Origin of the sequence: Algibacter amylolyticus (genome assembly GCF_014202225.1) — a bacterium.
Lineage (GTDB): Bacteria > Bacteroidota > Bacteroidia > Flavobacteriales > Flavobacteriaceae > Algibacter_B > Algibacter_B amylolyticus.
This window is the reverse complement of sequence record NZ_JACHGE010000003.1, coordinates 283,070-294,899: the sequence shown is the minus strand read 5'-3', so window position 1 is coordinate 294,899 and position 11,830 is coordinate 283,070. Positions and strand designations below refer to the sequence as shown.

Annotated in this window: 9 protein-coding genes; 3 read left to right on the top strand and 6 right to left on the bottom strand. The window is 34.8% G+C overall.

What is annotated here, in order from left to right:
- A partial coding sequence (locus HNQ90_RS08975) for a T9SS type A sorting domain-containing protein (RefSeq protein WP_183822314.1) occupies nt 1-1,598 on the top strand: 1,598 nt, incomplete at its 5' end.
- A 248-nt stretch (nt 1,599-1,846) separates the two neighbouring features.
- Here the strand turns inward: HNQ90_RS08975 and HNQ90_RS08970 are convergent.
- The 5 genes from HNQ90_RS08970 to leuC all read right to left on the bottom strand — a co-directional run bounded on the left by HNQ90_RS08970 (nt 1,847) and on the right by leuC (nt 8,462).
- Complete coding sequence (locus tag HNQ90_RS08970; protein WP_144115862.1) at nt 1,847-3,457, bottom strand: alkaline phosphatase PhoX; 1,611 nt, start codon at nt 3,455-3,457, stop codon at nt 1,847-1,849.
- Between the two features lie 70 nt (nt 3,458-3,527).
- Nucleotides 3,528-4,586 carry a 3-isopropylmalate dehydrogenase gene (gene leuB, locus HNQ90_RS08965; RefSeq protein ID WP_144115863.1) on the bottom strand — a complete coding sequence of 353 codons (1,059 nt, stop codon included), beginning with the start codon at nt 4,584-4,586 and terminating at the stop codon, nt 3,528-3,530.
- Nucleotides 4,587-4,838: 252 nt separating this feature from the next.
- A complete protein-coding gene (locus tag HNQ90_RS08960) occupies nt 4,839-6,359 on the bottom strand; it encodes an alpha-isopropylmalate synthase regulatory domain-containing protein (protein ID WP_144115864.1) in 1,521 nt (506 codons plus the stop codon).
- A 3-nt stretch (nt 6,360-6,362) separates the two neighbouring features.
- A complete protein-coding gene (leuD, locus tag HNQ90_RS08955; protein WP_144115865.1) occupies nt 6,363-6,959 on the bottom strand; it encodes a 3-isopropylmalate dehydratase small subunit in 597 nt (198 codons plus the stop codon).
- A gap of 108 nt (nt 6,960-7,067) precedes the next feature.
- Nucleotides 7,068-8,462, bottom strand: coding sequence for a 3-isopropylmalate dehydratase large subunit (gene leuC / locus HNQ90_RS08950; protein ID WP_144115866.1), 1,395 nt, complete (start codon nt 8,460-8,462; stop codon nt 7,068-7,070).
- A gap of 441 nt (nt 8,463-8,903) precedes the next feature.
- On the opposite strand from leuC, the gene HNQ90_RS08945 reads away from it, so the two are divergent.
- Nucleotides 8,904-10,736: a tail fiber domain-containing protein gene (locus HNQ90_RS08945; protein ID WP_172625837.1), complete on the top strand. Its 1,833-nt coding sequence runs from the start codon at nt 8,904-8,906 to the stop codon at nt 10,734-10,736.
- Nucleotides 10,737-10,853: 117 nt separating this feature from the next.
- On the opposite strand, the gene HNQ90_RS08940 is transcribed toward HNQ90_RS08945, so the two are convergent.
- Nucleotides 10,854-11,240, bottom strand: a complete 387-nt coding sequence (locus HNQ90_RS08940) for an acyl-CoA thioesterase (RefSeq protein WP_144115868.1) — start codon at nt 11,238-11,240, stop codon at nt 10,854-10,856.
- Nucleotides 11,241-11,359: 119 nt separating this feature from the next.
- On the opposite strand from HNQ90_RS08940, the gene HNQ90_RS08935 reads away from it, so the two are divergent.
- Complete coding sequence (locus HNQ90_RS08935) at nt 11,360-11,776, top strand: glyoxalase (RefSeq protein WP_144115869.1); 417 nt, start codon at nt 11,360-11,362, stop codon at nt 11,774-11,776.
- Nucleotides 11,777-11,830: the final 54 nt, after the last annotated feature.

Below are 11,830 nucleotides of genomic sequence, written 5' to 3'. Positions count from 1 at the left end.
CAAGTTCCGCAATTACATCTAATTATAATGGTTCTCAAATTTCATGTAATGGTGCTGCTGATGGAGAGGCTACTGCTGCTGCAACTGGAGGAACTGCACCTTATACTTACGCATGGAGTAACGGTGCTACTACCGCTACAATTACAGGTGTTATCGCAGGAACCTATAATGTAACGGTTACTGATGCTAACGGATGTACTTCTGATACTTCGGTTACTATTGTAGAGCCAACTGCTTTAACAGCATCAATTGCTTCGCAAACAAATATGGATTGTAATGGAGGTGCTAATGGGGCTGCAACAGTTACTGAAACTGGAGGAACGGCGCCTTATACTTACACATGGAGTAACGGTGCTACTACCGCTACAATTACAGGTGTTACCGCAGCAACTTATAATGTAACAGTTACTGATGCTAACGGATGTACTTCTGATACTTCGGTTACTATTGTAGAGCCAACTGCTTTAACAGCATCAATTGCTTCGCAAACAAATATGGATTGTAATGGAGGTGCTAATGGAGCTGCAACAGTTACTGAAATTGGAGGAACTGCGCCTTATACTTACGTATGGAGTAACAGTGCTACAACCGCTACCATTACTGGTGTTGTTGCTGGAACTTATAATGTAACGGTTACTGATGCTAACGGATGTACTTCTGATACTTCGGTTACAATTACAGAACCAACTGCTTTAACAGCATCTATTACTTCGCAAACAAATATTGATTGTAATGGAGGTGCTAATGGGGCTGCAACAGTTACTGAAGTTGGAGGAACTGCTCCTTATACTTATGTATGGAGTAACAGTGCTACTACCGCTACTATTACTGGTGTTACCGCAGGAACTTATAATGTAACGGTTACTGATGCTAAAGGTTGTACTTCTGATACTTCGGTTACTATTACTGAACCAACTACTTTAACAGCATCTATTACTTCACAAACAAATATTGATTGTAATGGAGGTGCTAATGGAGCTGCAACAGTTACTGAAACTGGTGGCACTGCGCCATATACTTATGTATGGAGTAACGGTGCTACTACCGCTACCATTACTGGTGTTGTTGCTGGAATTTATAACCTAACGGTTACTGATGCTAACGGATGTACTTCTGATACTTCGGTTAATATTACAGAACCAATTATGATTGATAACAATATTACTCAAAACACAAATATATTAACAGCAGATCAAGCAGGTGCAACTTACCAATGGTATTCATGCCCAAACACTTTATTAGCAGGAGAAACAAATCAAAGCTTTACTGCAACCAGTAATGGTGATTATAAAGTAGTAATTACTAATGGAAGTTGCTCGGCAGAGTCTATATGTGTTAGTGTATCTTCCTTAAGTATTGATTCATTCAAGAATCAATCTAAATTCTCAATGTACCCAAATCCTAGTAGGGATTATATTCAAATTAAGTCTAGTTCAGATCGAGATTTTCAAATTATAACTCAATTAGGTCAAATTATAAAAACATTTAAAACAACGGCTAGTAACGAAGCTATTATTTATGTTGGCGATTTAAGTGAGGGTATGTATTTGGTACGAGCAACTCATGGAGTTTCTAAAAAACTAATAATTAAAAAATAGTATTTATAAATTTCAAAATAGTTTGTAAAAAGCGTGAATTCTAAATTAGAGTTCACGCTTTTTTTATATGATTTCATCTAAATATTTAGTGTGAATAACTTGACATAAACCCTTGTTAATGGGTTGTAAAAAGGGTTTTGATTTTAAATTAATCACGAGTGTCTTCGATCATCTTATTGCTGCCCTGCCCTATTTCTATTTGGAAATTTTTGAGTTACCAAGTAGTAGTAGCTTTAAAACTAATGATCTTAGTCTATAATTATTTTTTTACTGGTAGCGTTATTAATCTTGATAATATATAGTCCTGAAGTTAAACGCTTAAGGTCCAATTCTATTTTATTTAAATCATTATAATCTTGATTTAAAAGTTCTTTGCCTAAAATCGTATATAATTTAATATTATTAATTTGATAGCCTTCAACCTTAATTTTTTTAATGGACTTTATAGGGTTTGGTATTATTTTAAAATCCTTCAGAATAGCGCTTTTAGTATGTAATGTGGTACCAAAGTTTTCATTACGCGAAATTACTAGTACCGTCCCTTTATTAAAATCTAAAATTTTGCCTTCTGCATCTTGTTGGTTTGCTACATTTTCAGAGTCTGGATGTTGAATAGACATAAATAAATATTTATAATCAGGAGAAAATGTAATTCCTGTTGGCTCTGATCCAATTGGAGTTCTACCAAATAATTCCACTTTAGGGTTCGCTTGCGTGTGTCCTTGTTTTACAACCCAAATATAATGCTCGTCTCCGTCCTGAAAAACCCATAAATTACCTTGGTCATCAAAAGCTAAATTATCGCTGCCACCACCCCATGCGACTGCTGACGTGCTAGTGCCATCATTTATATTATATTCTATATTTTGATTTGCATCAGTATTTCCCACAAAGGTTTCCATAATTACCACAGAGTTTGTAGTTTCTAAAGGATCTGAATCTTGAAATCTATAAACACGCCTATCTGGAGCACCTTTAACAGCAAAATACACCCAACCATCTGGACCAACTTCAACATCTTCTACTCCATTAAATACCGTCGCATTGGCGTAATTAGTGTCACTGTCCGAGATGTCGGGGTCCGCACCACTTCTTGCATAAGTATCATTACGTTCAGCTATCGTTGTATTTGGTAATAAAACCCATTGTCCTGTACCATTTTTAGAGCCTTTATAAACATAAAGTAGTCCATCGTTTAAATCTTGAGCATGTGTAGCAACAAACTTATAAAGATAACCTAGCTGCCCAGATACTATTACATCTGCGCCTTGATAAACCGTTCTATGATTAGGGTGGATAGCCACATTTTCATGAGAAAAATTTCCCATGGACCATAATTTCTGATTGTTTATTACGGTTTTAGTAACCGGATCAATTTCAACATTCCAACCAGTATCATTATAAGAATCACCGTTACTATCGGTAGAAATAGGTAATTCTTCCGAAGAAATAATCGTGCCCCAAGGGGTAACAGTTCCCGAGCAATTAGCAGCCGTACCTGCTACCAAAGAAAAATCTACGGCTTCAGAAAATGTTGTTTCCCAAAATTTTGTGGTGCCATTAAAGTTAATATCTAAAATGGCTACGGCTCCAGGATAAATTTCAGAATTAATACTCAAATAGCCATTAACACTACTGTTAGCAATTGGTACGTAGCCCGTAAAATCAGGATTTCTCTGTAAAGTGCCTCCTTCAGTTAAAGCATCGCCAACCTCTATAATACTTTGAAAGGAGTGTGTAGATGGAATTATAAATTCAGATGTTCTTACACCACTTGCTACGGAGGTAAAATCTCCTATATTTTGAGCGAATGTAGATTGTAATAAAAAACCAAAAACTAATAGTAAGTTTATTTTCATAGTAATAAAAAAGGATTCTGTATTAAAATACAGAATCCTTTTCAATAATATACTATTAAATCGTTTAACTCTAGATATTAGCAGCTAAAAAATCGCCAACTTCTTTAGTTCCGTATGCTTTTCCACCATCAGCTAAATCTTCAGTAACAATACCTTCAGCTAAAGCTTTATTTACAGCATCTCTAATTACTTTTCCTTCTTCCGGTAAGTTAAATGCTATTTCAAACATCATGGCAGCAGATAAAACCATAGCCATTGGGTTAGCAATATTTAAACCAGTTGCTTGAGGGTAAGACCCGTGTATTGGCTCAAATAAAGAAATATCAGACCCCATAGATGCCGATGGCATTAATCCCATAGATCCAGAAATAACCGAAGCCTCATCCGTTAAAATATCACCAAATAAGTTTTCAGTAATTAACACATCGTAGCTATTTGGCCATTGTACCAAACGCATAGCAACTGCATCAACCAACTCATAACTTACTTCAACTTCAGGATAATCTTTTTCCATAGCCTGAACAGTTTCTCTCCATAAACGAGACGTTTCCATAACGTTTGCCTTATCAACACAACATAATCTTTTAGAACGTGTCATTGCTAATTCAAAACCTTTTTTAGCCAAACGTTGTACTTCAACACGTGTATAAACACAGTTGTCAAAAGCGGTTTCTCCACCGTCTCTTCTACCTTTTTCACCAAAGTAAATACCACCAGTTAACTCACGTAAAAACACCAAATCGGTACCTTCAATACGTTCTTGTTTTAATGGCGATTTATCCAATAACGATGGAAACGTAAATGTTGGACGTAAATTAGCAAATAAACCAAGTTGTTTACGCATTTGTAACAAACCATTTTCCGGTCTAACTTTTGCCGAAGGATCATTATCAAATCTTGGCAAACCAATAGCACCAAATAAAACAGCATCCGAAGCCAAACAAACTTGATGCGTACTATCTGGGTAAGGTTCTCCAACCGCATCAATTGCCGCCGCACCTGTTAATGCTGGTTTCCACGTAATTTCATGTCCAAATTTCTTTGCAACCGCTTCACTAACTTTTTGAGCTTGATCCATTACTTCAGGTCCAATGCCATCACCTGCTAAAACTGCAATATTAAATTTCATCTTTATTTATTTTAATCTTTAATTTATAATTTTTGTTACTCTAAGTGTCCCGATTTTATTCGAGCATTTGGGCGTTCCTTTTCACTCATACCTACAAGGTTTTAAAAACCTCGCAGGATCGCAAAAAGTCGGGCTTTCACTACTCGCTTCCTCCTACCGTCGGCGAGCTCAAACATGCCGTTCAATCCCTAACGCGGGCAAGTTTGCAGGCTTTAGTTATAGTCCTCGGTTTTCAGTAATCCGTCATACGTTCTAACTCACAATAATATTCAGCATCTTCTCAGTAGCCTTTATTGCCGATACCGTTTGGTCACTATCTAAACCACGCGTTTTAAATTCGCCACTACTATTTCTCCAAGTAATAATCGTTTCACACAAAGCGTCCGAGTTACTTCCTGGTGGTATTCTAACCGCGTAATCAATTAAAGCGGCCAGCTCCAATTTCTTCTTTTTAAACACCCTTTTAATGGCATTCATAAAAGCATCAAATTGTCCATCGCCTTGCGAGCTCTCTTCAAAAGTCTCATTATTTATAGTAATAGAAACTGTTGTAGATGGCTTTAAACCTTTAGAGTGTGTTAAAACATAGCTATTTACCTTAACTTTCTCTTCGTAAGTTCTATCTAAAACATCTGAAATGATATATGGTAAATCCTCCTTGGTAACCACTTGTTTTTTATCGCCCAACTCAATAATTCGTTGGGTTACTTTCTTTAAGTCTTCATCATTAAGCTGAAGTCCTAATTCCTGTAAATTCTTCTGTATATTGGCCTTTCCCGACGATTTTCCTAATGCATATTGGCGTGTTCTACCAAAACGTTCTGGCATTAACTCGCTAAAATACAGGTTGTTTTTATTATCGCCATCGGCATGAATACCAGCTGTTTGTGTAAATACATTAGCACCAACAACAGGTTTGTTAGATGGAATCATTACACCCGAAAAAGTTTCAACCAATTTACTAATGGTAAATAAAAACGTTTCGTTTACACCAATTTCTATCTCTGGCATAAAATCGTTAATTACAGCAATACTACTTGCCATAGGCGCGTTTCCTGCACGTTCGCCCATACCGTTTACAGTTAAATGTAAACCATCGGCACCAGCTTTTAAACCTTCCATAACGTTCGATACGCCCAAATCATAATCGTTGTGCGCATGGAAATCAAAATGTAAATTCGGATATAAATCCTTTATTTCTTTTATAAAATCGTAAGATTCCTGTGGGGTTAAAACACCTAATGTATCAGGTAGCATTATACGCTTAACGGGTTGCCTAGATAAAAACTCTAAAAACTCAAAAACGTAAGCTTTAGAGTTGCGCATACCATTACTCCAATCTTCTAAATAAACGTTGGTAGCTATACCATGCTTTTCAGCTAATTGAATATTCTCTTCAATTTCGCTAAAGTGCTGATTAGGAGTTTTTTTAAGCTGATGAGTTAAATGATTTAACGAACCTTTAGTTAATAGGTTTTGAACCTTTGCTCCTGCTTCAAGCATCCAATTAATAGACACGCCTTTATCAACAAAAGTTAAAACTTCAACCGCTTGTAAATGGTTGTTTTTAGATGCCCAATTGGTAACATCTTTAACCGCCTGAAGTTCACCTTCACTCACACGTGCCGATGCAATTTCAATACGATCTACCTTTAACTCTTCAAGTAAAAGCTTAGCAATTGTAAGTTTCTCAGAAGCAGAAAACGACACGCTCGAGGTTTGCTCACCATCGCGCAATGTCGTATCCATTATTTCAATTCGTTTTACCGCCATTATTTAGAAAGGACGAGATTCTGTGAATGTTTCAATCTCACTTTTCATGCTTTGTAAATAGTCGATATCATCAAATCCATTTAGCATGTTACCTTTTTTGTAACCATTAATATCAAAAGATTCAGATGTACCAGAAGATAATAATGTAATGGTTTGTTTCTCTAGGTTTACTTCTAACTCTGTATTAGCATCAGCATATATAGCTTCAAAAATCTCGTTGGAGAATTCTGGACTAATTTGTACTGGTAATACACCAATGTTTAAACAGTTATTTTTAAAAATATCTGCAAAGAAACTAGATACTACACAACGGAAACCATAATCGTAAACCGCCCATGCAGCATGCTCTCTAGAAGATCCAGAACCAAAATTCTTTCCTCCTACTAATATTTTTCCTTTGTAGATAGGGTTATTTAAAACAAAATCCTTTTTTGGTGTATTATCACCATTGTATCTCCAGTCACGAAATAAATTATCTCCAAAACCTTCTCGTGTTGTAGCTTTTAAAAAACGTGCTGGTATAATTTGATCGGTATCTACATTCTCTATTGGTAAAGGAACTGCAGTACTCGTTAATGTTGTAAATTTATCGTAAGCCATAATTTTTGTTATCCGTTTTTTGTTAATAGTTATTGGGTAATCATTTTAATGTTCAAAATTTCATGATTGTTAAGTACTAATAACCAACAACCACTAGCCAATAACTATTTATAATAATTCTCTAGGGTCTGTTACCACACCAGTTACCGCAGCAGCCGCAGCTACTAATGGACTAGCTAATAACGTTCTAGATCCTGGTCCTTGACGCCCTTCAAAGTTTCTGTTTGATGTACTTACTGCATATTTTCCTGCAGGTACTTTATCATCATTCATAGCTAAACAAGCCGAACAACCTGGTTCTCTTAAAACAAAACCAGCTTCTTCAAAAATATCAAGTAAACCTTCTTCTTTAATTTTAGCTTCAACAATATGCGAACCTGGAACTAACCAAGCTGTTACATTATCGGCCTTTTTTCTTCCTTTAACAATAGATGCAAACGCTCTAAAATCTTCAATACGACCATTGGTACAACTACCAATAAATACGTAATCGATTTTCTTACCAATCATTTGCTCATTTTCTGCGTAACCCATGTATGCTAAAGATTTATCGTAAGTTGCCTTACCACCTTCAACAGATTCTGCAGTTGGAATGTTATTAGAAATTCCCATTCCCATACCTGGATTTGTACCGTATGTAATCATAGGTTCAATATCGTTAGCATCAAAAGTTATTTCTTTATCAAAAACAGCATCATCATCAGTTTTTAATGTACTCCAATATTCCATAGCAGTATCCCAACCTGCACCTTTAGGTGTTTTAGGACGACCTTTTATATAATCGAAAGTTTTATCATCTGGAGCAATCATACCACCACGTGCACCCATCTCGATAGATAAGTTACAAACCGTCATACGACCTTCCATAGACATGTTTTCAAAAACATCACCTGCATACTCAACAAAATATCCAGTAGCACCAGAAGTTGTTAATTTTGAAATGATATATAAACCAACATCTTTAGGTGTAACACCTTTATATAATGTGCCATTAACGCTAATACGCATTTTCTTTGGCTTAGGCTGCATAATACATTGTGTAGTAAGCACCATTTCAACCTCCGAAGTTCCAATACCAAAAGCAATAGCACCAAAAGCACCGTGAGTTGATGTATGTGAATCTCCACAAACAATTGTAGCTCCAGGAACTGTAATTCCGTTTTCAGGACCTACAACGTGAACAATACCATTATTTGCATGACCTAATCCCCAGTGACTAATACCGTACTTATTAGCGTTATCTTCTAATGTTTTTAATTGATTAGCAGATAATGGATCTTCTACTGGTAAATGTTGGTTAATAGTTGGGGTGTTATGATCTGCAACCGCAAATGTGCGCTCTGGGTATAAAACACTCAAACCTCTACTTTCTAACCCTACAAAGGCTACAGGACTTGTAACTTCATGAATTAAATGACGATCTATATACAATATGTCTGGTCCATCTGCAATATTTCTAACAACATGCGAATCCCATACTTTGTCAAACAATGTTTTGCTCATAAATAATTTAAATTTTTAAAGAACACAAAGTTAAATTATAATACAGATAATCGAAAATTTAGACTGCATTGTTATTTTATTTTTATAAAATCTATAATGGATGCATGATTCGTTGCGTTTTCTGCAATAAAATCAAAAAAATGATTATAATTTTTAAAGATAAATTGGATTATCTGCCTTCAATCGAGTTTTTACGTATTCAATTTCCCTATCCTCCTATTAATTTACTTTTAATTTTCACACCTATTAAAGGTGTAATATAGCACAAAAAAAGAGTGGTTTTATTGCAGAGAAACGAAACTAATAGATAATATTTTTATAAATATATAATTAGTATTGCTTCTCATCTATTTTATTAAAATATTCTTGGTTTATTCATTGGTTGATAATAAATTTACGCATTATTTAATGGCTCCCCTCGCTTTTAGCAACCAATCTACAATGAAAAAACTTACAACTTTAGGATTACTATTCTTTTTGTTTTTTTTACAACAGAATATCAATGCACAAGTAGGTATTGGAACAACAAGTCCCAAAACTTCTGCTATTTTGGATATTAGTTCGCCTAATAAAGGTCTGTTAATACCCAGAATATCTTTAGCATCAAAAACAGATAATACAACGATTACTACTCCGGTAGCCAGTTTATTAATTTATAACACTGCAAATGTTGGTGGTATTACTCCAGGTTATTACTATTGGAATGGTACCGAATGGTTAAAATTTGTAACCGATAATGCAACTAATACGAATTGGGATATTCTAGGAAATGCAGGAACCGATGACACTCTAAATTTTATTGGAACTAGTGATGATGAGGATCTAGTTTTTAAACGAAACAATATTGTTGCAGGGTTACTAGACCAAACTAGTACTGGTTTTGGTGTTAACGCACTTTCTTCTGTGGTGTCAGGAAGACGCGATACGGCCATAGGTTTAAATTCGCTTAACTCTAATACCACTGGTTACGAGAATACTGCCACTGGAGCTAACAGCTTATTTACTAACACAACAGGTAGCTACAATACTGCTAACGGCGCTAATGCACTAAGCAGCAATACTTCTGCAAGCTATAATACTGCAATTGGGCACAACGCTCTAACAGCCAATACAACAGGGAGTAGTGATACCGCTATTGGCGCTAATTCACTATTTACTAATGAAACAGGAGCTGGTAATACTGCCGTTGGAGCTAACGCCCTTTATTCTAATATATCGGGAGCTAATAATACCTCTATTGGAAATAATTCTCTTAGGGAAAATGAAACTGGAACCAACAATACTGGAACAGGAGTAAATGCTCTTAATAATAACACAACAGGTAATAACAATACTGCTAGTGGTGTAAATTCAATGTTATTTAATGAATCGGGAGCTGGCAATACATCAAGTGGCGTAAATTCACTTTTTAATAACTTAACAGGACTGTATAATACGGCTATTGGTTTTGGTGCTATGACATCGAATTTAAACGGGAATTACAATATATCTATAGGCGTAAACAGTTTACGAACAAATGAATCTGGGAATTATAATACAGCATTAGGAGGTAGTTCCCTTTTTGATAATTTATCAGGGATTGGTAATACGGCGTCTGGTTACAGTGCATTGCCAAATAACACTATTGGAAACTATAATACAGCAATGGGATATATTGCTATTAATGCTAACACAGAAGGGAATTATAATTCAGCTTTTGGATATCAATCTTTAAGATTAAATACAACAGGAAATAATAATACAGCAGTTGGTTATAGAGCCCTAGATAATATCACTTCAGGTAGTAACAATACAGCCATTGGATATTTATCTTCTGTTCCTGATCCAACAGCAAGCAATCAGGTACGCATTGGTGGTACTGCTATAACGTATGCAGGAGTACAAGTCGCTTGGACGATTACTTCTGATAAAAGATGGAAAAATACTATTAAAGACTCGAATCTAGGCTTAAAATTTATAAACGACTTACGCCCTGTATCTTATTATCGAAATAACGATGAAAACAATAGAATTGAATATGGTTTTATTGCCCAAGAATTAAAAGATGCTTTTCAAAAGAATGATACCGATAGTAATGGAGTAATAACTAAGGATAAAGAAGGCATGTTAAGTGTTCGATATAATGATTTTTTTGCACCCATTGTTAAAGCTATCCAAGAGCAAACACAAGAAATTGAATTGTTAAAAGCGAAAAATGAAGCCTTAACCCAAAAACTACATGTATTAGAAAAAGACGTAGAAGACATTAAAAATCTTCTAAAAAACAAAAACTAATTATTATATTTTATAGCCTTTATGAAATAGGAATAAAACAACAATCTTGAAGCATATTAAAAAAAGCTATTTTGGTTAATTAAAGTAGCTTTTTATAACATCTAATTATTCACAAGGTTATCGCAATCTATCCGCAACATACTCTACTTCGGTTTTTCCATGCGGCAAAGCCTGCCCGTTAGCACCAATATTTACCATAACAATATTAGAAATCGTTATTATGGTTTCTCTAGTTCTCATATTTCTAACTTCGCAACTTAAGGTTAAAGATGCTTTTCCAAATTTTATAGCTTCAATACCTATTTCGACAACATCACCTTGTTTTGCCGAGGTTTTAAAATCTATTTCGCTAATGTATTTTGTTACTACTTTTTGATTATCTAGTTGCACTATGGAATATAAAGCAGCCTCCTCGTCTATCCATTCTAATAATCGGCCGCCAAATAAGGTTCCGTTAGCATTTAAATCTTCTGGCTTAATCCATTTTCTGGTGTGAAATCTCATCGTTTTAATTTTTTTTAAAGATAAAAAATTCCTGAATGTTGATAACCTCGTTAACAATTATAATTCGAAAAATTAAATGCAGCAGGTATAATCGATAATTTTAGTAAAAATCTAAAATAATGGACTCTAGACAATTCAATCTTAAAAGTATTCGACCTCAAATTTTAAGTACTACCATTAACGACAATATGAGTGCCGATGAGCGTTTTCAAAATTTAGTACTGCGACCAACCATAAAATTTCAAAACGATTTATTAATTGAAGTATTTAAAAATTACATTACCAAACACAAATCTGTGTTTTATGATTTAAGCTTAGAAAAACGTATGGATTATATTGAAAATGCGATTCAAAAAGACATGAAGCTTCGTAACTCAATGAAGGGAATGATTATTGGTGTTTTTACTGTTGAAGAATATGCTATTTATATTAAAAACTCTTCGGCTTTAAATAAACGCATGATGAATATTGTTAAAGAACGCTTACTAAGCCATATTCAATTATTTGAAAAGCCCGAATTACTAACGGCCGTTTAAATTTATTTATAATAAACTTATGTTTAGGATTACGCACAAGTAGCGTTAGTTACC

What these genes read in the sequence shown, in the direction of transcription:
- HNQ90_RS08970 (WP_144115862.1), bottom strand. Translation starts at nt 3,457, where the DNA reads ATGAAAATAAACTTACTATTAGTTTTTGGTTTTTTATTACAATCTACA.
- leuB (WP_144115863.1), bottom strand. Translation starts at nt 4,586, where the DNA reads ATGAAATTTAATATTGCAGTTTTAGCAGGTGATGGCATTGGACCTGAA.
- HNQ90_RS08960 (WP_144115864.1), bottom strand. Translation starts at nt 6,359, where the DNA reads ATGGCGGTAAAACGAATTGAAATAATGGATACGACATTGCGCGATGGT.
- leuD (WP_144115865.1), bottom strand. Translation starts at nt 6,959, where the DNA reads ATGGCTTACGATAAATTTACAACATTAACGAGTACTGCAGTTCCTTTA.
- leuC (WP_144115866.1), bottom strand. Translation starts at nt 8,462, where the DNA reads ATGAGCAAAACATTGTTTGACAAAGTATGGGATTCGCATGTTGTTAGA.
- HNQ90_RS08945 (WP_172625837.1), top strand. Translation starts at nt 8,904, where the DNA reads ATGAAAAAACTTACAACTTTAGGATTACTATTCTTTTTGTTTTTTTTA.
- HNQ90_RS08940 (WP_144115868.1), bottom strand. Translation starts at nt 11,240, where the DNA reads ATGAGATTTCACACCAGAAAATGGATTAAGCCAGAAGATTTAAATGCT.
- HNQ90_RS08935 (WP_144115869.1), top strand. Translation starts at nt 11,360, where the DNA reads ATGGACTCTAGACAATTCAATCTTAAAAGTATTCGACCTCAAATTTTA.